Here is a 22513-nt window from a genome sequence, read left to right on the forward strand (position 1 = left end):
ACGTGCGAGAGCATCTGCCGACGCGGTCGGCCCGCGACCCCGCTCAGCCGAGTCCGAGGCTTCGCCGGAGCAGGCCGCCGACGGCCGGTGCAAACCGGGCGGCGCGGGCGATGGTATCCCGCGGGGTCGAGTAGAGCGCGACGACCAGAGCCCGGTACTGTTCCGGTGACGGATCGAGCGAAAGGCCGGCGGAGTCCGAGACCGCGTCGATCGCGCCGATGCCCGGAAGGTGCAGGACGAGCGGCACGCCCGGTGCGGAGCCCGGCTCGCCGTCTCCGGCCAGCGTCGCCCGGCCGGGCGAGAGGGTTGCGATCCGGCAGGCGCGGGTAATGCCGCCGGCTTCGATCCGTGCGTCGGCGTCGTAACGGAACGCGAGATCGGCGCGCGGATGCTCGAAGCAGACGAGGAAGCAGATGAAGGTCAGCACCATCGCCACCCCGGCCCAGACGAGGTTGAAGTAGTCGATATCCGAGATCTCAGCCGGTGCGGTCGGAGCGATGAAGGCCCAGACGATGCTGAAGGCCGAGAGCAGGGAGAGGCCTCCGAAGGCCGACGCCATGCGCCAGCGAACCCGCATCTGGGAGCGGTCACCGCCCTTCTCCGTGACCTTGAACGGTCGGCCGAAGGGGCGGACTGCCGCCTGGATCAGCGTCATGGTGACGGCGAGCGCGCTGATCGCGTGGGTCACCTCCATGAAGATCGGCAGCGTGCGCGAGCGCGAGACCCAGCCGCTATAGGCCCACAGGGCGAAGAGCGGCGGTGCGCCGTAGCGCAGGAAGGACAGCACGTCGGCCTCGAAGGCCGGCAGGCCGGCGATCCAGTACACCGCCGGGGCCAGCAGCATCAGCACGATGTAGGGCTTGCAGGCCCAGTTCAGCACGCCGTGCAGGAAATGGATCCGCTGGATCAGGGTATAGCCCGGCCCGCGCAGCGGTCCGTCGGCGAGCAGCGCGATCTGGATCGTCCCGAGGCACCAGCGCGTGCGTTGCGTGATGTATTCCGGGAGTCCCTCGGCCGAGAGGCCCATGCTCAACCGCTCGTTCAGCCAATGGGTCTCGTAGCCGCGGCGCGACATGCCGAGCGACAGGTTGAGGTCCTCGCAGATCGCCGCGTCAGGAAAGCCGCCGATCTCGCCGAGCCGGTCGCGGCGCACGATGAACGAGGTGCCGACACAGAACGCTGCTTTCCAGGCGTCCTTTGCCGGCTGGAACACGTCGAAGAAGATGCGCTGGTCGTCGACCCAGCTGTCGGATGCCGCGAGATTGTGCTGGATCGGATCGGCGTTGAAGAAGAATTGCGGCGATTGCACCACGCCCGCCTTCGGATCATCGAACAGCCCGACCATGCGCTTGAGGATGTCCGGCTGCGGCGCGAAATCCGCATCGAGCACGAGGATCAGCGGCGCGTCGGTCCGCTCGGCGGTGTGGCGCAGTGCGTTGTTGAGGTTGCCGGCCTTGGCCCCCTTGTTGTCCGGGCGCGTGATGTAGCGGGCGCCCACCTCCTCGCAATAGTCGCGCAGCCACGCGCGGCGGGTGTCGTCGCAGACCCAGACGGTCTTGGGGCCGTAATCGATGGCGAGCGAGGGCAGGATCGACTTCTCCACGACATCGCGCGGCTCGTTGTAGGTGCAGATGAAGATATCGACAGCCGGCCAGTCGCCGCTCGCCTCGCGGCGCGCCTGGGCTGCGTCGGCCTCCCCGGAGCGGTCCTTGAACCGCAACAGGATCACCACCGAGAGCAGGGTATAGACCACCGCCACCATCTCGGAGGCGAAGAACAGGTAGGACCAGAGGGCTCCGGCCTCGGGGGTCAGCGGCGGCAGCGTGTCGCTCCAGCGCCAGCGTGCATAGGTGGCGATGAGCGCGGCCGTCAGCGCGCCGAACAGAAGGCGATCGAAGGCGCGCTCCGGACGCAGCAGGCCGGCAAGGGCGAAAAGCCCGAGCGCGATGCCGAAGGAGAGGGCGAGCACGGAGCTCGCGTCGCCCGGAGAGGGAAACATCATCGGACGCGGCCTCCTGTGAACGGGTTGTGGCCAAGCGCGGCCAGCGCGGCCCATGCCGTCGCGCCGAGATGCGGACGGCGGAAGTAGAAGAAGTCGTCCTGCGTACTCGTCGGACCGATCCGCAGACCGGTGGTCAGCCGGGCCTCGCGGCTCGCGTAGAGCCAGCCCGAGGGCGCGCGCTGGCCCGCGAGGGTCTGCAGCAGAGCCTCCGCTGCGGCCTCGTCCCGGACGGAGCGGTAGGTCAGCGCCGCCTGCGCGGTCCCCTCGACCCAGAGACCATCGCGGTCGTCGTTGAAGTCGAACCCGCCCGGCACGCCCAGCCGCGCAGTCGCGCAGCTGAGGGCGCGCCGCCATGCATCCGGAGGGTCGGCGACCCCGAGCAGCGGCCAGAGCTGCGTATCGAGAGCGATCGCCTCGACGCCGCGCATGCGGCCCTCGGCATCGGTTCCCATCCGGAAGCAGCCGGCCCCCTCGTCGAAAGCGGCGTCGAGGAACGCTCGCGCCGAACCGGCCATGGCGCGGTCATCCGCCTTGCCGAGCCGCATCCCGAGCGCGACGATGTCGAGATTGTGCTCCGTCGAGGCCCAGCCCAGCGGAGCCTGATCCGGATCGTAGCCGTCGAGCCCGCCGGTGAAGCCGGGCGCGTCGTGGCGGGCCGTCCGCGTCCGAATCCAGGCCGCGAGCCGGGAGGCTGCCTCCTCGAAACGCGGGTCCTGCGTCGCGTCGCGCAGATTGAGCAGCGCCAGCCCGACCCATGCGACGTTGCCCGTCGCCGTGCCGTCCTGATAGCGGTCCTCGGACCAGCGGTTGTTCGCAGTATCCCACCAGCCCGGAAGCAGGACGGGGCGCTCGCGCACGGGACCGGCGCGGTATGCGTTCCGGATTCGCCCGTCCTCGAAGGTGCGGTCGCTCTCGATCGCCGCGAGGAAGGCCTCGCCGATCTGACGCGCCCGCCGCAGGTCGCCACAGCCCGCGAGCGCCGTGGCCGCGAGAGCGTTGTCGTAGGAGAAGGCGGTGCTGCGCAGCGGCAGGGGAACCGACTTCTCGTTCGGCCCGGGCTCGTAGCTCGCGAGGAACACGGGGTCCCCGTCGGGCGCCGTCCTCTCGACGGCGCCGGACAGGGCGCGGCACAGCTCTCGGCCGAGATCATCCGCCCGGGCAGGGGCCGATAATCCCACCATCAGAGCGAGCGCGGCGGCGACCGCCCTCAGCTGCGTGCCTCCTGGGCCGTGCGACCGGTCTGCTTCGGAGCCTCGCTCTGGAACAAGCGCGGCCGAGCTGGTGGGAGTGGCGGCATCGAGATGCGGCGCTCGGGCGTGACATCGGCGGGCTGCGGCCCCATGCGCAAGGGCGGAACCGGGGCCATGCGATCGGTCGCGGGTGTCTCACTGGACACCACGGGCGCATCGGCCGTCCCCTCCGGGGAGAGAGCGGGCGCAACGGCCGCCGATTGGGTCGCGGACCGCTCCCCGCCGACGGCTGCGCTGGCCGGGGGCTTTCCCGTCTCCGGTCGCACCGGGACGTCGTGACCGGCCTTCGAAGGGCCAACGACATCCGCCCCGGCGGCAACGACCTGTTTCAGAACATCGCTCGCCGAGGAGACCATGGACCGGGTGTGATCGGCCACGGTTTGCGCGAGATCGGGTGCGGCGGCCGCGACCTTCGTCACGAGGCCGCCCGCGCCGTCGCCGAGATCGCGCCAGACGACGGAGGTCGACGGCACCCAACCGGATTCCCGCGTGACCGTCACCCAGCGCCCGACGCCGCACGCCGCCTCGACGGGGCTGTCGGATGCCGCGGCGCCAGCCGGGAACGGCTCGGGCTTGACCAGGACGTAGAGCTCGCGCCGCTCGGTCTGCGGGAATGGCACCGCGTAGGTTGCGTCGACCGTGTCGCTGGTCTTGGGCAGGATCTCGGTCACGATGCCTCGGCGAGGCCCGACGGATCCACCGGAGATGGTCACCGCGCTTCCCACCTGCAGGTTCTGGCCCTGGCGGTAGGAGAAGATGGCGACGACGAAGCTGCGCTCGCAATCCACGACGGAGGCGAGACTGTCGCCGGCGCCGACATGCCGCCCGGTCGTCGCGTTGACGTTGTAGACGACACCCTTGGCCGACGCCTTGATCTCGGAGGTCGTCAACCGGTCGAGGCGCTGGTTCTCCCGCGTCAGCAAAGCCTGCTGATCGACCATCGCGGCCTTCAGCTCCTTCTCCTCGATGGCGAGGCGCTGCGTGTCATAGGTGATCGAGAGCTGCTTCTGCGACAGGTCGGCGAGGCTGCGCAGTTCGTCGCCCAGGAACAGGCCGCGCGCCAGTCCATCGAGCTGGACCGTCTTCTGATTGAGCTTGGCTTCCGCTGCCTTCTTCTCCTGAATCGCGGCGTTGAAGGCTTGCGTCGTCGACTTCACCATGTCGGGGCTCGCCACGTCGCGGGCGACCATGCCGACCTGACGCTCCATGAGCACCCGCTTCTCCTCGCCCGACGCGTTGGCCGAGGCGATCTTGGCTCTGAGCTCCTCCACCTGCGCGCGGAGAACCTGGGTCATCTGTGCGGACTGATCCCGGATCGCTCGTTCGAGAGCCGCGAGATAGGCCTCGTTCGAGGTTCGCTTGTTCTCGGCGGCCAGCGCGCGCTCCCGCAATTCGGAAACCCGCCCGGCAAGCTGGATCGCCGTGGCGCGGTCCAGGCGGTCGTTGGTGATCTGGGCCACCAGCGAACCGCGATCGACGCTGTCCCCGGCCGCGACCGGGATCGCCCCGATATCGCCCGCGATCGGAGCCGTGAGCAGGGTGACCGGGGCGTTGACCACCGCGCGATCGGATTGGTCCGCCACCAGGGGCGGAAGAACTGAGGTACCGATCAGGATCGCCAGAACCGAGGCAAGACCGACGCTCGACAAGCGGACGAGCCGGCCATGGCGGTGCTCGGGCGCAGACGTGAGGGTAGGCTGTGACAAGAGGCCGACTCCAGGCGCGTGGAATGGGTCGCTCTGCGGGCGGCAAGCGTTCGGATCACCGGCCGTGCGACGCCCCAGGAATTGCTGCGGCGCCAAAAGGGTTGCGAAAATTTTTCGTTAAATTCGAATTGAACGCAGCCATGCAAGAATATATTCTGGATATAGACAGCTCTTACTCATCGTAAACGTGTATCCAATTCACGGTTGCGGTGCACACGACTGACGGAAATGTGGCAGAAATGTAGTCACATTCGCTCAGCTTCTTGTCATCCGGGCGCTGGGTGCGAAGATTGTTTGCCTGTTGAGACCCTGCGGCGCTTTGCGCGCAGTGAAGTCGGTGCCATCGCGAGGTCCGTAGCCGCCCAGACGGCAGCAAGCGTACCGAGTGCCGCCAGTCCGTCACGCGCTCCGGCGTCGGCTGGGTCGACCGCGTGAACTTGAGCGTCGGCGTCGGCACTGCGGTCCGGCGCTCGGTCACGCTGCACAGCCTACCGCCGGCCATGCCGAACCTGGCGTCGGCCTATCGGAGAGACCGCTACAACCTGCTGCGCGACGACATCGTCACGATCGAATCGGATACCTGCGCGATCGCGGACGTGATCCGGGGCTGAGCCGAGCCGGAGCGGTGGGCGGACCTGAACGGTCCGGACCGCGGAGCAGCGGCGTGGTCATTGGGAGGAGACTCGCGGTCGTCCGTGACGCCATCTTCCGCCCGGTCGGGGCGTTGCATAACCGACGCCCCCTCGACCGGGCGCGCGGCAACGGGGGGATCGAGTGCTAGGCCGGGGGGCAAAGTAAGCGGCGATCAAGGCGGAGGCCGCCGGTCGGGATGCCGTTATGCGCCAAGCTCGGTTCGAGCCCACGCCCTCGGGCAATCCGTTTCCCCCCGCGAATGGGGAGGAGCATCGAAATGCCGAGCCCGCTGGCAAGGTTCCGCGCGAGAGCGGCTAGACCGGCGGCGGCACAGCCGTACTGGTCTCAGGCAGGTTCGCGTTCGCGGACGCGATCGGTCGGGTGGAAGGCGACGCGGCACCCCACCTCGCGATCGGCGCAATCGACGCTGACGCCCGTCGGCTTACAAGGCCGGGGAAAGCTTCTTCAAGGTCAATCTTCGGATCCAGACATCGCGGACAAAACGTTCTTCGAATGCCGAGCGTTCCGTTCGAGCAAGTACGTTGCTCAAAGGGTTCGGATGCGCCTCTTTTTCATTGCTCGTACATACCATCTCCTGCGCTGACAGACGCCGCGGAACGGTTTGTGTCGTCAGAACGTCTCTCGTGACCTGTCCTCGCGCCACGCGGCGCACGGGTTCGAGAGCATGCTCGCCACCACTCACCTCGCCCTCATCAACGTCTTCACCGGCGACATCCAGGGAGGCCTCGGTCCGTTCCTGGGCACCTGGCTCGCTCAGACCGGAGGCTGGTCGCCCGCGCGTGTCGGGTTCGTCACGACCCTGGTGGGGGTCGGCGCCCTGCTCCTGAGCGGGCCTGCCGGAGCCGTTGTCGATCGGATCGGGCGACCCCGCTTGCTCATCGCCGCCGCCTGCGCCGCCATTCTCGCGGGCACGTTGCTCATCCTGCCCGCCAAGTCCTTCCCGGCCGTGTTCGCCGCACAAATGGTCGCCGCCGCCGGCGGCGTGCTGCTGTTGCCGGCTATCACCGAACTCACTCTCGGCATCGTCGGCAAGGACCGCTTTCCCAAGCAACAGGGCCGTAATCAGGCCTACAACCATCTTGGCATCCTGATCGCGGCCGGCCTGATCAGTTTCGGGACCGCTTATTTCGGGGCGGCCGTCGCCTTCTGGGTGCTCGGGGCGATGGCGGTGCTGGCGATCATTGCCACGCTGACGACGCCGGGCCACTGCTACAACGGGCGCCGCGCCGTCGGCTGGAAGGAAGACGACCCGGACGACAGGCCGGAGCGCGCGACGACCCGCAGCGTGCTCTCGAACCGTAAGCTGATGGTGCTGGCGGTGGCGCTCGCCCTGTTCAACCTCGGCAACGGCGGGATGTTGACCCTGCTCGGCCAGAAGCTCGTCGCCGCCGGGAGCGACGCAACGGCCTGGACCGCCCGCTACGTCATGGTGGCGCAATTGGTGATGATTCCGGTGGCGCTGTTCGCGGGCTCGCTCGCCGACAAGCGCGGTCGTCGCAAGCTCCTCTTGGTCGCACTGGCGGTGCTGCCCGTGCGCGCAGCCCTGTCCGCCTTCATCGACGACCCAGTGTGGCTGATCTCGGCCGAGATCCTCGATGGAGTGGCCTCCGGCATCGTCGGCGTGGCCGTACCGGTGGTGGTGGCCGATCTCACCTGGGGCTCAGGCCGAACCCAGACGGCGCTTGGCACTGTCAACGCGGTTCAGGGCATCGGCGGCGCGCTCTCAGCTTGGTACGGCGGCCTCGCCCAGTCCGTTCTCGGCTGGAATGGCTCGTTTCTGGCGCTCGGGGCACCGGCCCTGATCGCGCTCGCCCTCGTCATCTGGCTTGATGCAACCTCGGAGCCCGGCCGTCGAACCCAGCGGCGCGAGCGCCTCGCCGCCAGCTTGAAGCCCGCCTGACGGGTCGTGTGAATGTCGGTCCATCATCGAACGCCAGCCTCGGCATTCTAGGTCGCGTGGACAGTTACCGGAGCCATAGGACCGTGGCGGCGATGGTGACGACGGCACTGTGGCCGATATGCGCGCACGGCTGGCGGAGGCGTCGGACTTCGACCTCGTGTTCGTCGTGGCCGGCGTCGCCACGCAGGCTGGCACGCCCGCGGCCCTGCTGCCGCGGGACCTCGTCGGCGCGGTGTTCCAGACCAATGCGGTGAGTCCGGTTCGATTCGCCGAGGCCTTTCATCGCCGCGTGGCGCCGGGCGGGCTGATCGTGCTGATGAGCTCGAAGCTTGGCTCAGTGTCGCTGAACCGGGGCGGCGGATGGAGCAGCTACCGGGCGAGCAAGGCGAAGCTCAACACCCTCGCGCGCTCCTTCGCCGGCCAGCACAAGGGAGCGGATTGGGGTGTCGTGCTCATGCATCCCGGCTGGGTGCGCACCGATCTCGGCGGGCGACGCGCCACCCTCGATGTCGAGACGAGCGCGCGCGGCATGGTCGGCGTGCTGGAAGCCCGACTCGGGCAGCGCGGCTGCGTCTTCCTCGACCATGCCGGAGAGACGGTGCCGTGGTGAGGCGGCCGGAATGCGGGTGCGGGATCGGCTGCGGCATCGGCGACCGCGAACCCACAAGGCGCCCGTCCCGTTGACGGCGCATGAGCGAATCCGACCCGACTGCCGCCTCCCCCGACACCGCCGAGGTGATCGCCGCCCGCCGCCGCGAGATGGCGGTGGAGCACCTTCTGTTCGGGGCCCTGCGCCACCTTGCCGGCCGCCATCCCGGCATGCTCGACGAACTCGAGGACAGCCTTCCGCATCTCTGGGATCGCTCGGAGGGCACGGCGCGCGACGACGAGGCGGTGCGCGAGATCGCCCGGCGCTTCATCAAGAGCCTGCGGGCCGAGTCCTGACGCGCTGGCGTCAGGCGCGGGTCCAGGCCGCGTGGACCGACCCGCGGGCGGTGTCGGGCTTGGATGCGCCGATGAAGATCACGACCGGGCCGTGGGCGTCGCGCCGGGGATCGTAGAAGTCGAGCAGGTCCGGCGCGATGGCTTGGAAGAAGCGGGGGCGCAGGCCGTCCCGCCGAAGCAGGTGGTCGATCACAACCTGGTCGCCGTGGACCGCATTGGGCACCGGGCCGCAGGAGCCGGGGGTCATCCAGCGCGCGGGCTCGGCGGCGAAGCCCGCATAGAGCCCGGCGAGCGCATCGCCGTCCCAGCGCAGCAGCGCGCTGGAGACGCGGCCCCTGTGGAAGTAGTCCTCCATCGCTGCAAGGCCCGGTTCGGCCAGAGCGTCGGCGGGGCCGTTGAAGACGGTGTCGAGGTCGCACAACAGCGCAGTGCCCTCGTACAAGCCGGGGCGGAACGCCTCCATCTTCGCCCACCAGGCCGGCCAATCGTGGCGCAGGGGGACGGCCTCGACGCCCTCCACGGCGAGCGGCAGGTCGGTCAGGCAGAGGATGCGCTCGAAGGCCGGGGCATGGCGGCGCGCGCCTCGAGCCAGCCTCTCGACCCAGGTCGCGTCGTAGCGGCCGCCGCCCTTCAGCACCGTGATCAGTGTAGGCATGGGCGTGGGTCACTTGCTCAGGGGATGGAGATTTAGGCGCTCCGCCGCTTCTTGGTCCGCGAACCACGCGCGCTCGGCGGCCCAGGGATGGCCGGGCCAGCCGTCGAAGCCGAAGCCGTAGGCTTGGACCGGCGCCGCGCCCTGCCCGCGGGCGAGCAGGAGCGCCAGCGTCACGAGAAAGCCGGTGCTCGGGTTCGGGCGCCCCGGCGTGCGGGGCGCCAGGAGGCGGCGCGCCCGCTCGTGCAGCGCCTCCGGAAGGATGTGGACCGGACGGCCCGACGGGCGCAGCAGGGCCAAAACCTCGCGGGTCCAGCAGATGGTCTCTGGGCGGTTGTGCTCCGCGGGCAGCATCGGGAAGGGCAGGATGAAGGCTCTCGCCGCCCGTACCGCCGGGCGTTCCAGGAAGTGCCGGTCTTCCAGCCATTCGCGCATCTGGCCGCCGCGGTTGACCAGGGCGAGGTGAGTGACGCGCGAGCCGGTGGCGGCACGAAAGCCCGCGGCGTTGTTGAAGCGCACGACGCAGTCCGCCGCATCAATCGCCGCCGCATCGATCGCCGCCGCCGCGCCGGTCTCCGGCGCATTGCCGACGATCGCGAGGGAGGCGCCCGGCGAGACATCCAACGGTTCGGATCGAAAGAGGGGGGTGTCAGCGTGCACGGAGGTCGGGGCTCGGCGGAATCGTGCGGGGAACCGCCAAGGTCGGGCGCTGGTTCGGTGCATCCGGATGCGCTTGGCGCCGCAGGGGATACAATTCCACGTGACGACCCTCCGCCGGTGCTTCGTCTGCGCCGCCGACATGCTGAACCCGAGCGAGCGGCACCTCACCTTTCCGGATGGGGGGCGGCGCGCCTTTGCGCTCGCCTGCGGCTCCTGCGGCGTCCTGCTCGATAGGCATGCGGACGCTTCCCGCTGCCGCGCGCACCTGACCGAGGCCTTGGCCGGGGCGGTCTTCGTCCCCGACGGGCAGGCGCCCTACGGGCTCGACCTCTATACGCTGCGCATCGCCGCGACCCGGCTCGGACGCGGCCTCCGCCCGCTCGACGCCGGGGGGCGCGGGGCCCTGCTCCATCCGCACGCGGAGCACGCCGCGCGGGCCGAGCTCTACGATCTGGATCGTGCGGAGACGCGCCCTGTCTCCCTCGGCCTGCTCTGCCGGCCGTCCGAATGTGACGGGGTGCTGGCGAGCCTGTCGGCCCAGGCGGGCTGGACCGACGACGTCGCGATCCTGCTCGATGGGGAGACGGCTCCACCGCGGGCGGTGGCGGTGCCGGGTTTCGCGCTTGGCGCCGTGCGGGTGGCGGCCCGGCCGCTCTCCGACGACTTCGCCGCGCAACGCAATGCGCTTCAGCGGCTCGCCCGAAACCCGTGGATGCTGCAACTCGACGCCGACGAGAGCCTCGCCTTCGCCACCGGAGGGCTGCTGCCGGCGCTGGCGGGGATGGCCGAGGCCGGCGCCGTTCGTTCGATCGGGCTGGCGCGGAGGAACCGCGTCGACGGCGTCCTCGCGGACGTCTTCCCGGACGTGCAGTACCGGCTCAATCGCCGCGACGTGGCCTATGCCGGCCGAGTGCACGAGCGGCCGCTGCTGGCGGGCGGCTGGCCCGAGAGCTTCATCACCCTCCACGGGGCGATCGAACACCACTTGAGCCGCTCCCATGTCGAGGCGCGCTCCCGCCGCTACGAGTCGATGGATCCCGGCCGAGGCCGCCTCGAAGAAGCGCAGGCCCTGCTGAGCCCCTACCGCGACTGAATCGGATCCCGACGGCTGAGACCACTGGTGGGCCGAGGGCAAAGACCGGGTCGGCTCGGCAAAGCCGATCAGGCCCGCCGCACCGCCTCGTACAGCGCCAGGGTCTCCCGCCCGAGGCTCGCCCGGTCGAACCGCCCGGCTGCCGACAAGGCGCGGGCGCGATAGGCGCGGCGCAGGGCGGGATCGACGAGGAGCGGGCGCAGGGCATCCGCCAGGGCCGGGCCGGTGGCGGCTTCTGCGAGCGGTCCCGCCCCCGGTTCGCCGACGAAGGCGCGGGCGCTCGCATCCTCGGCGCAGGCGACCACCGGCCGGCCGTAGGCCATGGCCTCCTGATAGACGAGGCCGAAGCTCTCGTAGCGCGAGGGCGCCAGCACCGCGTGGGCTTCCGCATAGGCCTGCGCCAACGCCGCCGCGTCGATCCGGCCGCGGGCGTTGATCTGCCGGTGCGCGGCCGGCTCCAAGTCCGGCCCGAGGCCCGGCGGCAGGTCGCCCGGCGGCACGCCGACGAGGTCGAGGTGGAACGGCGGCAGGTCGCCCCGCTCCTGCTCCCCGGCGAGGATCGCGACCGCGGCCAGCAGGACGTCGAAGCCTTTTCGCGCCTCCGCCCGCCCGACGAAGAGCAGGCGCACCGGGGAATCCTCTTCCGGGTAAGGGGCGCTGCGGGCGCTGGCGAGAAGCTCCGGCGGCAGGCTGAGGCCGATGACGGCCGAGGGCTGCCGCCCGGACAGGCGATAGACTTGCGCGATCACCGCGCCATGCGCTTCGGTGTTGGCGATAAGCCCGGCGCTCCCGCGCGCCTGCCGCCGCTCCAGCGCGTCGGCGGCACGGCCGTCAAGGCGGTCGCGGAGGCCGCGCTCACCCTCGCGGGTGAAGGCCGCCGGGGTCGAGCTGCGGGTCACCAGCGGCAGGTCGCGCCGGCCGGCGAGCAGCGCCGCGGGCGCGTACCAGTTCGTCGCCTCGATTACGTCGAAGGGTGCCCGCGCGTGCACGGCCAGCACCGCCCGCCGAAAGGCAAGAGGGGCTGCCAGATGCCCGAGCGAGCCCCACAGGCGCAGGCGCGCCAGCCCGCCGCCCGGCGGCAGCGCGAGGCCTTCGATCGTGACGCCGCCGACCCGCGCCCGGCCGATGCGGTCGACGGTGAACACGGTGACGTCCGCACCCGCTTCGGCAAGGCTTTCGGCGATCTCGCGGGCCGCGGTCGAGAGCCCGCTCGGGGCCGGCGGGTAGTCCCAGGTCAGCAGCGCGACGCGCATCAGGCGGCGCGCAGGCGCTGATAGATCGCGAGGTAGTCGCGGGCCATGCGCTCGGCGGTGAAGCGCGCCTCGAAGCGGCGGCGCACCTGCCGACGATCCAGCCGGTCGATCCGGGCGAGCGCCGCGACGGCCTCCTCCTCCGAGGCGACGACGAAGCCCGTCACGCCGTCCTCGACGATCTCGGGGACCGAGCCGTTGTTCCGGGCGATCACCGGCGTGCCGTGCGCCATCGCCTCGATCATCACGAGGCCGAAGGGCTCGGGCCAGTCGATCGGGAACAGGAGCGCGCGGGCCCCGGCGAGCAGGTCGCTCTTCGCCGCGTCGTCCACGGGCCCGAGATAGGCGGCATCATTCCCGAGCAGCGGGCGCACCCTCCGCTCGAAGTAATCCGGGTTGCCGACATCGATCGTGCCGCCGAGGCGGATCGGGAGGCCGGCGGCGCGCGCGACGCGGATCGCGACGTCCGGCCGCTTCTGGTCGGTCATCCGGCCGACGAAGGCCACGTGCTCGGCGGGCGCGAGGGACAGCGGGTAGCGGTCCGCGGCGAGGCCGTGATGGACCACACCCGCCCGGTTGGCCGGCGGGATGCCGGCTTCTTGCGCCGCCGAGATCGCCGCCACGGGCAGGTCGGGAAAGCCTGCGAAGAACAGCGCGCGGTCGAGTTCGTCCACGCGCCAATGCACCGTGGTGAGGCTGTGGCGGCGACGGGGGCCGAGCAGAGCCGCATGGGCGAATTCGCCGTGGCCATGCACGATGTCGAAATCGTCGAGCCGCAGGCGCAGAGCCTCCAGCTGCAAGGCGTCGAGGGCTGCCGGCACGCCCGGCGCGACCCGGCCGAACCGCTGCTCCAGGGCCGCCAGACTCGGATGGTCACCGATGCGGGGAAGATCGGTCACGCTGTCGGATGAGGCGAACAGCGTCACATCGACGCCGAGACCTCTCAAAGCCGCGGAGAGGTCGTGCACGATCCGCTCGGTGCCGCCATGGTGCAGGGGTGGAACGGGAAAGATATTCGGGGCGATCTGAGCGACGCGAAGCAAGCGTTCCACCTACATATGATGTGACTCGTGTAGGACGATCCGGTCCATAGACCATCCAATGTTCGTTTTACACGTCGCCCTCCAGGGCTGCCTGCGCGGCAGCGACGTCGTCTACGGACTGACAGCCGATACCGGCGGCCATATCCGCTACCTGCTCGATCTGGTCGGGGCCTCGGCCCGGGATGAGGCCGTCACGCGGATCGTGATGGCCACGCGGCTGTTCCACGGCGCGCCGGGCCCGGATTACGCCGTGCCCGAAGAGCGCATCGCCGACAAGGTCGGGCTGGTGCGGCTCGCCAGCGCGTCGCCGGGCTATCGCTCGAAGGAGGAGATGCACGGCGAGGTCGAGAGCTACGCTGAGAACCTCGTGGCCTGGATCGGACGTCAACCGCACCCGCCGGACATCGTCCACGCGCATTACGCCGAGGCCGCTGCGGTGGCGGCGATCGTGGAAGAGCGGCTCGGCATCCCCTTCGTCTTCACGGCCCACTCCCTCGGGCGGGTGAAGGCGGCGATGCTCGGCGAGGCGGCGATCCGCCCCGAGCTGACGCGGCGCATCGCCACCGAGGAGGCGGCGCTCGCCCGCGCGAGCCTCGTCGTCGCCTCGTCGCGCGACGAAGCCGAGGTGCAGTACGGCAGCTACGCTTCCTACGATCCGGGCCGGGTGCGCGTCCTGCCGCCGGGCAGCGACCTCGCCCGCTTCTCGGCGAGCCGCCCGCATCCGCGTGTGGATGCCACGATCAACCGGTTCCTGCGTGAGCCGGACAAGCCGCCGCTGCTGGCGCTCGCCCGGCCGGTGGCGCGCAAGAACCTCGCGGCTTTGGTGCGGGCCTACGGCGAGAGCCCGGAACTTCAGGAACACGCCAACCTCGTCATCGTGGCGGGCACCCGCGACGACATCGACGCCCTCGATGGCGACATGGCCGCCACCCTGCGCGATCTCCTCGTCCTGATCGACCGCTACGACCTTTACGGGCGTGTGGCCTACCCGAAGACGCACCGCCCCGACGACGTGCCGGCGATCTACGCCTATGCCCGCGAGCGCGGCGGCCTGTTCGTCAACCCGGCGCTGAACGAGCCGTTCGGCCTGACCTTGCTGGAAGCCTCCGCCGCCGGCCTGCCGCTGGTCGCCACCGACAGCGGCGGCCCCAACGACATCGTCGAGACCTGCGGCAACGGCTTGCTGGTCGATCCGCGGGCGCCCGCCTCCATCGCGGCGGCCTGCCTGCACATCCTCACGGACGACGCCTTCCGCGCGGCCTGCGTCGTGGGTGGGGCGCGGGCGGCCGCGGCCTACGACTGGGACCGGCACGCCGCGCGCTACCATGCCCTGCTCGCCGCGTTGCTCGCCCGCACCCCGCCCCTGCGCAGCCCGCGCCAGCTCCTGATCTGCGATATCGACAACACCCTGGTCGGCTGCGAATCGGCGCTCGCGACCTTCCGGCGCTGGCGCAGCCGCCAGACGGGCCTCGCCTTCGGAGTCGCCACCGGTCGCTCGTTCCACAGCGCCATGGCGGTGCTGGAGCAGCAGGAGAGCCCGCGTCCGCAGGTGATGATCACCTCGGTCGGATCGGAGATCTACCATCTCGACGCCAATGGCGTGACCTACACGGCGGATGCCGCGTGGCGCGCGGCGGTCTCGGACGGTTGGGACCGGGAGGGGATCGACACGGCGCTCGGCCGCCTCGATGGGCTCGTCCCGCAGGGACCGCTGGAGCAGCGCGGGCACAAGCTCAGCTTCTTCGGCGACGGTGAGACCGCACAGCGGGTGCGCGAGCGACTCTCGCAGGCCGGGCTCACCGCCAACGTGATCCACAGCCACGGCCGCTACCTCGACGTCCTCCCCGCGACCGCCTCGAAGGGCTCGGCGGTCGATCACGTCCGCGGGCTCTACGGCCTCCCTGAACGGGCGGTGTTCGTGGCGGGCGATTCCGGCAACGACGTCGAGATGCTGCGCGACCGGGCGCAGGCGATCATCGTGGCGAACTATTCCGATGGGCTGGCCAGCCACGCGGCTCTCGCCCATTCCTACGTCGCCCGCGCCTCGCATGCCCGCGGCATCATCGAGGGCGTCCTGCATTTCCGCCGGGCGGTGGCCTATGCCGCCTCGGCCACCACCGCATGACCGACACGCCCGTGCCTCCCGCTCCGGCGAGCGTGCTCACTCTGGTCCGCGGCCGGTCCGACCGCCTGCGCCGCCTGATGGGCGGCCTCGCCCGCCAGAGCGTATCCCCGCGCGAATTGGTGATCGCCTGGATGCAGCCGGAGCGCGCCCCCGACCTGCCCGATCCCAAATGCCCCGTGCGCCATCTCCACGTTCCCGGCGAGCCGATGCCGCTCGCCGCCGCGCGCAACCGGGCAGCCGAGGCGGCGTCCGGCGACCTCCTCGTCTTCCTCGACGTGGACTGCATCCCCTCGCCCGGCCTCGTGGCCGCCTATGCTGATGCGGCGCGCGCCGAGCGCGGGCTGTTCCTCGGCGAAGTGCTCTACCTGCCGCCGGACGCCGCCGCGGACGGCCTCGACCCCGCCACGCTCGACCGGCTCGGCCGCGCCCACCCGGCCCGGCCCCCGGTGCCCGCCTCGGGCCTGCGGCGCGAGCCCGATGCCGGCCAGCTCTGGGGCCTGTCCTTCGCCCTGCCGGCGGAGGCGTGGCGGGCGGTCGGCGGCATGGACGAGACTTATGTTGGCTACGGTGGCGAGGAGACGGATCTGGCCGCCCGCCTCGCGGAAGCCAGGCTCCCGACCTTCTGGGTCGCCGGGGCGCGGGCCTACCACCAGCACCATCCGGTCCACGTGCCTCCGCTCCAGCACTTTTCGGCCATTCTCGCCAACGCATCCCGCTTCCGTGCCAGGCACGGGCGCTGGTGCATGACCTACTGGCTCGACCAGTTTCGGGCCGCCGGCCTCATCGCCTGGAATGCGGAAGCGCCTGCGATCCGCCTCCTCCGCTCCCCGAGCGCGGACGAGATCGCCGCAGCCCTCCGGCCCGACGCGCTCTTCTCCTGACGACTGCGAGCCTATGAAAAAACCCATCGCGTTCTTCGTCCACCACCAGGGCCGCGGCCACGCCCAGCGCACCATGGCGGTGGCCGCCGAATTCGCCCGCGACCGCCCGGTCTCGGTGCTGACCGCCGGCCCGCACCTGTTCGACGGCTTCTCACGCGACATCGAGATCGTGACGCTGCCGAACATGATCGGCGCGGCGGTGCCGACTCAGCGCCTCTATGCCGAGCCGACGCCGCCGGTGATGCATTGCGTGCCGCTGGGCCTTCCCGAGATGCGGCGGACCATGCGGACCATCCTCGACCATCTCGACGCCCGCGAGATCGGGCTGTTCGTGGTCGACGTCTCCGCCGAGATCGCGCTGCTCGCACGCATCGCCAGCGTGCCCGCCGTGCAGATCCGCATGCACGGCGACCGGGGCGACATCGGCCATCTCGGCGCCTACGAAGCCTGCGTCGGCATGCTCGCGCCCTTCGACGAGCGGCTGGAGCAGGACGACTACGCGGCGCCTCTGCGGGCCAAGACGTTCTACAGCGGCGGTCTGTGCACCAGCGTCGATCGCGTGCCCGAGCGCGCCGAGGCGCGCGCCCGGCTCGGCCTGGACCCGGACCGCGAAATCATCGTGGCGGTCACCGGCGGCGGGGGCAGCGGCACGCCCTACGCGCCGCTCACCGTCGCCGCCCGCGCCGCGCCCGAGGCCCTGTGGCTGACGCTCGGGCCGACCCACCGCGAGGGCCACGAGACCGACTTCGCCAACCTGCGCGAACTCGGCTGGGTGCCGTCCGTGACTGACTATCTGGCGGCTGCCGACATCATCGTGGCCTCGGCGGGCGACAACACCGTGCACGAGGTCGCCCGCGTCGGCGGGCGCCTCATCGTCATGCCCGAATGGCGCTATTTCGGCGAGCAGGCCCGCAAGGCCGAGGCGCTGGTGCGCCTGGGCGCCGCGGTCCAAGCCCCGCAATGGCCCGGCGACCTTCAGGGCTGGCGCGATCTGCTGGCCCGCGCCCGTGGTCTCGACGGCGGCATCCTGCGCGGCCTCTACGCCCCCGACGCCGCCGCGCGCGCCGCCGGCTGGCTCGAAGGGCTGACCGACGAGCTGTGGCAGGGCGCCGCCCAAGACGCGCCCGCCCCGCTGCGCGTCGTCGCGACCCACTGAACGAACCGTCTTCGCCCGACTCCAGGAAGCCCGCATGTCCACCGTTTCCGTCGTCACCCTGGCCAAGGGGCGGCCCGCGCACCTGCGCAACGTCCTGCTCGGGCTGGAGCGCCAGACCCAGAAACCCGCCGAGTTCGTCGTCGCCGTCATGCAGGACGCGCTCTACGACCTGCCCGAGGTCGGCTTTCCGGTGCGCCAGATCCGCGTCGAGGGGACCGAGCTGCCGCTCGCCGCCGCGCGCAACCGCGGCGTCGCGGCGTCATCCGGCGATCGGATCGCCTTCCTCGATGTCGATTGCATCCCGACGCCCGGCTTCGTGGCCGAGTACGCGCAAGGGCTGTCGGCGCTCGACGGCCTGCTCATGGGCGAGGTGCTGCACCTGCCCGAGCACGCGACGTTCGGCGACTGGGACTACGACGACCTCGCGCGGGTCGCCGAAAAGCATTCCGACCGGCGCGGCCCGCCGGCCTCCGGCATCGAGATCTGCAGCGACTACCGCTGCTTCTGGTCGCTCAACTTCGCGATTTCGCGGACGACGTTCGAGGCGGTGGGCGGCTTCGACGAACGCTATACGGGCTACGGCGGCGAGGACACCGATTTCGGCAAGATCCTCGACCGGCGCGGTATCCCGATCGCCTGGATGAAGGGCGCGCTGGCCTATCACCAGTACCACCCGCACCACATGCCGCCGATCCACCATCTCGACAGCGTGGTGCGCAACGCCGAGCTGTTCGAGGCCAAGTGGGGCTACCGCACCATGGGCCACTGGCTTCACGCCTTCAGGGTGATGGGCCTGATCGACGACACGCCCGACCGGCCGATCCGCATCCTGCGCCGGCCCGATGCCGCCGACCTCGCGCTGACCGGCCAGCAGAGCCATCAGCCCTACACCAACTCGGCCTCCGTCATCCGCCATCTCGAGGCGCGGGCGCGCGAGGCCGAACCTGCACCCGAGCCTGCGATCGCGCCGGTGACAGCGTGAGGATCGCGCTCCTCGCCCATCTGCGCCATCCGATCGCCCCGCCCTTCGCCGGGGGCCTGGAGGCCTATACGTGGCATCTCGCCGAAGGCTTGAGCGCACGCGGCCACGACGTCACGCTGTTCGCCGCGGGCGACAGCGACCGGCGTTTCGTCATCGACCCGGTGATCCCGGTGCATCACGAGGCGAGCTTCCCGGGGATGGAGCACCGGGGCGACGCCGGGCTCAAGGCGCATGTCGACGCCGGTTATGCCGCCGCCTGCGACCGGATCGCGGCGGGCGGCTTCGACGTGCTGCACAACAACAGCCTGAGCCGCCTGCCGCTGGAGCGCCACCGCACGACGGCCGTGCCGACGGTGACCTCGCTGCACGTGCCGCCCTACGACGCTTTGCGCTGGTTCGTGCACGAAAGCCTGACCCCCGGCCACCGGATCACCGCGACCTCGCAGGCTCATGCGCGGGGCTGGTGGCCGGACGGCGTGCCGCAAGACGTATCGGTGCTGGCGAACGGCATCGATCCAGCCGCCTGGCCGTTCCAGGAGGAGGGTGACGGCAGCGCCGTCTGGTGCGGGCGGATGGCACGGGTGAAGGGCCCCCACCACGCCGTCGCGGCGGCCCGCCGGGTCGGCCTGCCGCTGACGCTGTTCGGCCCGATCGAGGAACCGGATTACTGGCAAGCCGAAGTCGCCCCGTTGCTCGGCGGCCCGATCCGCTACGGCGGCCATTGCGACGGCGCGACACTCGCCCGCAGGATCGGCCGAGCCTCCGTGTTCCTGTTCACGCCGTGCTGGGACGAGCCGTTCGGGCTGGTCGCCGTCGAGGCGATGGCCTGCGGTCTGCCCGTGGCGGGATTCGCCATGGGCGCGGCCGAGGAGGTCGTTGGCGAGGCTGGCCGTCTCGTCTCGGTGGGCGACGAAGCCGCCCTCGCGGGCGCGATCGGCGCGACGCTGGCGATCCCGCGCACGGTCCCCCACGCCCGCGTCCTGCGCCTGTTCACCCGCGAGCGATGGCTCGACCGCTGCGAGGCGCTCTACGCACAGGCCCGCGCTGCTTGAGCCGGGTCGCCCTTCGAATCGGCCGTCCCCGGCCAGGATGTACATGAGCTTCGAGAAGACATTGACCCGTCAGGATCTCATCGCCGCCCTGTGGCACGGCCGCGACCCCTTCGCCGACCCGCCGGAGACGCTGCGTCCCCTCGACCTGCAGGGCTGGCGCAGCCAGCACCCATATCTCGACGAGGCGGTGGAGCAGTTCCGCCCAAGCGTGATCGTCGAGGTCGGCACGTGGAAGGGCGCGAGCGCACTCCATTTCGCCCGCGCCATGTCGGAGCGCGATGTGGCCGGCACGATCATCGCCGTCGATACTTGGCTCGGCGCCGTCGATCACTGGGCGGAGGCGAGCCTGTTCGCCGAACTCGCCACGGAGCACGGTTTCCCGAGCCTCTACCGCACCTTCCTGGCCAACGTCCTGCGGGAGGGACAGGCCGAGCGAGTGATCCCGCTCCCGCTCGACTCGGTGAACGCCGCCGAGCTGCTGCGCCTGCGCGGCGTCACTGCCGACGTGATCCATCTCGACGCCGGCCACGAAGAGACATCGGTCGCCGCCGATCTCCGGGCATGGTGGCCCGTGCTGCGCCCCGGCGGTCTGTTCATCGCAGACGATTACGACCGCCGCGGAGGCCGCTTCCCCGGCGTCACCCGCGCGGTCGATGCCTTCTGCGCCGAGTTCGGCGTGCGGGGCCCCTGGTCGTTCGAGGGCAAGTGCAAATTTATCAAACCCAGTGATCCCAGTGACGCTGACGAGGGCGCATAGCCCGTGATACACTTTCAGTAGACCGGTGGTGGAGATGGAGTTTAGAGGTCCGCTTTAGGGCTTGCCGTCGCCTGGACAGATTTTAGAGTCTGGCGTTTTCTCGTTTTCAAGTGGGAAGACGTGTGCTGTCAGATGAGCAGTTGGTTGAGTTGGAGCCGTTGACCGACGCCTGTCGCCTAACGGCCAAGACACCGTCCGAGGAGCTTCGGCGCACGATCCCTGCAATCTTCTGGCGACATCAGAGCGGGGCGAAGTCGCTCGCCATCCTCGAGAAGTTGGGTACCTGGTGGTAGGCGGCACAGTTCTTCATCCGTTGGACACGCGCCGTGGTGGGAGAGCGGCTGCTCGATCGCGCATGAGCCCAGCGTCGCGCCGAGCATGGTCTTCCTTCAAGGCAGCAACGTGCCGGTTCACGAAAAGGCGTTGGGGTAGCAAAAAGCGGGATCTGCGGCCAAGCGAGAGGTACTTGAAGCACGTGGCCGCTCTTGTGGCAGCTATGGCGTCAAGACCTTCGTGATCGCCGAGGGGACGGCCGCGCCGTTGCCTTCCGCATCGCCCCGGGGCCGGTCCACGAACTGCCTCACAACATTCCGCTCCTCGACCGGTTTCCCAGTATGCCAGAGTAGGTCGTCAGAGCCGGGCCGGTTCAGGTAGCAACGGGCAAGTCGGTATCATAATCGGCGGAAGCGATGCAGTTGCGGCACTCGTCTGGGGTGAACCGGGTGAAGGCGTTCCGGATGGCGTCCCAGAGGTCTGGCACGGGGCGGCCGGCTGCGCTCCGCAGCAGGGCTTTCAGCTTGGCGAAGATCTGCGGAGGGGTCACCGACCGACAGGTCGATCGGGGTATCCCCTGATGGGATTGAAGTCCGGGCTGTAGGGCGGGAGGTAGAGCACTTTCGCCCCGGCAGTCTCGATGACCTCGCGCACACCCGTCACGTTGTGGGCCTTCAGGTTGTCGAGGATGACGGTAGCACCGGGTCCGAGAGCTGGGACGAGGGTTTCTTCGACATAGCTGCGGAAGCGAGCGCCCGTAATCGGCCCATCGAAGAGTGCAGTGGCGGTGAGGCCGCTGGTGCGCAGGGCGGCGGTGACGGTGTTGGTCTTCCAGTGACGGTGTCGGTTTTCCAGTGATGGGGTGTATGCCCCCGACGTCATCGACGTGTCAGGTTAGTGGTGTCGAGAGCCACCGGAGGGTGGCGGTCCGTGACAGAGGTTAGCACCATCGGCCTGGATCTGGCCAAGAACGTCTTCCAGGCCCACGACGCGGATGCCGCCGGGGCGCCAGTGTTCCGCAAGAAGTTGCGACGCGATCAGGTGCTGGTCTTCCTCGCCGTCCAGCCGCCCTGCGTCGTCGCGATAGAGGCTTGCCCCGGCGCGCATCACTGGGGCCGCGAGATCGGCAAGCTTGGCCATACAGTGAAGCTGATCGCGCCGGCCTACGTGAGGCCCTTCGTCGAGCGGCAGAAAAATGATGCGGCCGATGCCGAGGCGATCTGCGAGGCCGCACAGCGCCCCACCATGCGCTTGGTAGCCGTGAAGAGCGAGGCCAAGCAGGCGGCAGCGGTGATCTTCCGGGTTCGCGACGTGCTGGTCGGCCAGCGCACGCAGGCCATCAATGCGTTACGCGGCCATCTGGCAGCGTACGGCCTCATCGCACCAAAGGGACCCGCCCACGTCGAGCGGCTGATCGCCCAGATCGAGGATCCCTCCTCGGACATCCGGCAAGCCGCCCGTGCCTGCCTCGCCGTGCTTGTTGGCACGGTGCGCCATCTGCAGGAGCAAACCGCCGCGCTCGGTCTCGACGGTGGTGACGCTGCCGGAGGCGATCAACGACACGCTGGCGCTGATCCCGGCCGCGCTGCACGGCGTGATCGTTTGCGCGGCGGCGTTGCTAAGGATGTCGATACGACCGAGTTCGGCGACCGTCCGTGCCACGAGCTCGTGGCAATGGTTCTCCTCTCGGAGGTCGCCCGGGAGAAGCAGGACGCGTCGTCCGGCCTTCTCGACCCAGCGCGCCGTCTCCTCGGCATCCGATTGTTCGACGGGCAGGTAGGAGATCGCCACGTCCGCACCTTCACGGGCATAGGCAATCGCAACCGCTCGGCCGATCCCGGAATCACCGCCGGTGATGAGCGCGACGCGATCCGTCAGCAGCCCCTTGCCGACGTAGCTCGTCTCACCGTGATCGGGCGCCGGCGTCATCAGCGACGTGAGACCAGGCCGCTCCTGTTGCTGCTCGCCGGGAAAAGGCGGACGGGCACCGGCTTCGCGGGGGTCGATCGTCATCGGGCATCCTCTGGCAGTGTCCGATGACCTTGCCCCCTGTCTTCCCCCGTTCATAACTAGAGTCTGTTCTGGTTCTGGTCCTGTTTGGGCCGGGTTGCAAACGCGTTCGGGGTGAGCCC

At 70.1% G+C, this 22513-nt stretch carries 18 protein-coding genes and 4 pseudogenes; 13 read left to right on the plus strand and 9 right to left on the minus strand.

From position 1 onward, the window contains the following. Positions 1–43: 43 nt before the first annotated feature. From HNR51_RS07395 to HNR51_RS07405, 3 genes are read right to left on the minus strand one after another with little or no spacing between them, the layout of a single operon-like run. Complete coding sequence (locus tag HNR51_RS07395; protein WP_182554490.1) at positions 44–2002, minus strand: glycosyltransferase family 2 protein; 1959 nt, start codon at positions 2000–2002, stop codon at positions 44–46. Then, complete coding sequence (locus tag HNR51_RS07400) at positions 1999–3183, minus strand: hypothetical protein (protein WP_182554491.1); 1185 nt, start codon at positions 3181–3183, stop codon at positions 1999–2001. The genes HNR51_RS07395 and HNR51_RS07400 overlap by 4 nt, the downstream gene beginning before the upstream one ends. A gap of 26 nt (positions 3184–3209) precedes the next feature. Then, on the minus strand, positions 3210–4958 hold the full coding sequence (locus HNR51_RS07405) for an HlyD family secretion protein (protein WP_182554492.1): 1749 nt from the start codon (positions 4956–4958) through the stop codon (positions 3210–3212). A 431-nt stretch (positions 4959–5389) separates the two neighbouring features. Here HNR51_RS07405 and HNR51_RS07410 point away from each other — a divergent pair, with 431 nt between their 5' ends. From HNR51_RS07410 to HNR51_RS07425, 4 genes are all read left to right on the plus strand, one after another. Then, a complete protein-coding gene (locus HNR51_RS07410) occupies positions 5390–5569 on the plus strand; it encodes a hypothetical protein (protein ID WP_182554493.1) in 180 nt (59 codons plus the stop codon). A gap of 707 nt (positions 5570–6276) precedes the next feature. Then, entirely contained in the window at positions 6277–7512 is a 1236-nt protein-coding gene (locus tag HNR51_RS07415; RefSeq protein ID WP_182554494.1) for an MFS transporter, read from the plus strand. A 109-nt stretch (positions 7513–7621) separates the two neighbouring features. Continuing rightward, a complete protein-coding gene (locus HNR51_RS07420; protein ID WP_182554495.1) occupies positions 7622–8122 on the plus strand; it encodes an SDR family oxidoreductase in 501 nt (166 codons plus the stop codon). Positions 8123–8202: 80 nt separating this feature from the next. Further along, positions 8203–8457, plus strand: coding sequence for a hypothetical protein (locus tag HNR51_RS07425; protein WP_182554496.1), 255 nt, complete (start codon positions 8203–8205; stop codon positions 8455–8457). Between the two features lie 10 nt (positions 8458–8467). On the opposite strand, the gene HNR51_RS07430 is transcribed toward HNR51_RS07425, so the two are convergent. Both HNR51_RS07430 and HNR51_RS07435 read right to left on the minus strand, forming a co-directional pair. Next, positions 8468–9112: a hypothetical protein gene (locus HNR51_RS07430; RefSeq protein ID WP_182554497.1), complete on the minus strand. Its 645-nt coding sequence runs from the start codon at positions 9110–9112 to the stop codon at positions 8468–8470. A 9-nt stretch (positions 9113–9121) separates the two neighbouring features. Continuing rightward, the gene (locus tag HNR51_RS07435; RefSeq protein WP_210279862.1) at positions 9122–9733 is read right to left on the minus strand and encodes a glycosyltransferase family 29 protein; all 612 of its coding nucleotides are present in this window, start codon (positions 9731–9733) and stop codon (positions 9122–9124) included. A 103-nt stretch (positions 9734–9836) separates the two neighbouring features. On the opposite strand from HNR51_RS07435, the gene HNR51_RS07440 reads away from it, so the two are divergent. Further along, positions 9837–10862: a glycosyltransferase family protein gene (locus tag HNR51_RS07440; RefSeq protein WP_182554499.1), complete on the plus strand. Its 1026-nt coding sequence runs from the start codon at positions 9837–9839 to the stop codon at positions 10860–10862. Positions 10863–10930: 68 nt separating this feature from the next. Here HNR51_RS07440 and HNR51_RS07445 read toward each other — a convergent pair whose 3' ends face one another. Both HNR51_RS07445 and HNR51_RS07450 read right to left on the minus strand, forming a co-directional pair. Further along, positions 10931–12115 (minus strand): glycosyltransferase family 4 protein, encoded by a 1185-nt coding sequence (locus HNR51_RS07445; protein ID WP_182554500.1) that lies wholly within the window; start codon positions 12113–12115, stop codon positions 10931–10933. Further along, positions 12115–13155, minus strand: a complete 1041-nt coding sequence (locus HNR51_RS07450) for a glycosyltransferase family 4 protein (protein WP_182554501.1) — start codon at positions 13153–13155, stop codon at positions 12115–12117. The genes HNR51_RS07445 and HNR51_RS07450 overlap by 1 nt, the downstream gene beginning before the upstream one ends. 58 nt (positions 13156–13213) lie before the next feature. Here HNR51_RS07450 and HNR51_RS07455 point away from each other — a divergent pair, with 58 nt between their 5' ends. The 7 genes and pseudogenes from HNR51_RS07455 to HNR51_RS26660 form a co-directional block, all read left to right on the plus strand. Further along, the gene (locus HNR51_RS07455; protein ID WP_182554502.1) at positions 13214–15280 is read left to right on the plus strand and encodes an HAD-IIB family hydrolase; all 2067 of its coding nucleotides are present in this window, start codon (positions 13214–13216) and stop codon (positions 15278–15280) included. Continuing rightward, positions 15277–16161, plus strand: coding sequence for a glycosyltransferase family 2 protein (locus tag HNR51_RS07460; protein ID WP_182554503.1), 885 nt, complete (start codon positions 15277–15279; stop codon positions 16159–16161). The genes HNR51_RS07455 and HNR51_RS07460 overlap by 4 nt, the downstream gene beginning before the upstream one ends. 13 nt (positions 16162–16174) lie before the next feature. Next, positions 16175–17317, plus strand: coding sequence for a glycosyltransferase (locus HNR51_RS07465; protein WP_182554504.1), 1143 nt, complete (start codon positions 16175–16177; stop codon positions 17315–17317). A 34-nt stretch (positions 17318–17351) separates the two neighbouring features. After that, positions 17352–18299, plus strand: coding sequence for a glycosyltransferase family 2 protein (locus tag HNR51_RS07470; RefSeq protein ID WP_182554505.1), 948 nt, complete (start codon positions 17352–17354; stop codon positions 18297–18299). After that, positions 18296–19351: a glycosyltransferase gene (locus HNR51_RS07475; protein WP_141950017.1), complete on the plus strand. Its 1056-nt coding sequence runs from the start codon at positions 18296–18298 to the stop codon at positions 19349–19351. The genes HNR51_RS07470 and HNR51_RS07475 overlap by 4 nt, the downstream gene beginning before the upstream one ends. A 61-nt stretch (positions 19352–19412) precedes the next feature. Beyond that, positions 19413–20108, plus strand: coding sequence for a class I SAM-dependent methyltransferase (locus HNR51_RS07480; protein ID WP_182554539.1), 696 nt, complete (start codon positions 19413–19415; stop codon positions 20106–20108). 122 nt (positions 20109–20230) lie between these two features. Beyond that, a pseudogene (locus HNR51_RS26660) lies at positions 20231–20731 on the plus strand (transposase family protein); the annotation flags it as partial. Positions 20732–20754: 23 nt separating this feature from the next. Here the strand turns inward: HNR51_RS26660 and HNR51_RS07485 are convergent. Beyond that, a pseudogene (locus HNR51_RS07485) lies at positions 20755–21218 on the minus strand (transposase); the annotation flags it as partial. Positions 21219–21311: 93 nt separating this feature from the next. Between HNR51_RS07485 and HNR51_RS07490 the strand changes: the two are divergent. Next, positions 21312–21902 (plus strand): annotated as a pseudogene (locus HNR51_RS07490) (IS110 family RNA-guided transposase); the annotation flags it as partial. Between the two features lie 84 nt (positions 21903–21986). On the opposite strand, the pseudogene HNR51_RS07495 reads toward HNR51_RS07490, so the two are convergent. Next, positions 21987–22394 (minus strand): annotated as a pseudogene (locus tag HNR51_RS07495) (SDR family NAD(P)-dependent oxidoreductase); the annotation flags it as partial. Positions 22395–22513 lie beyond the last annotated feature (119 nt).

The organism is Methylorubrum thiocyanatum, from assembly GCA_014138645.1.
Taxonomy (GTDB): domain Bacteria; phylum Pseudomonadota; class Alphaproteobacteria; order Rhizobiales; family Beijerinckiaceae; genus Methylobacterium; species Methylobacterium thiocyanatum.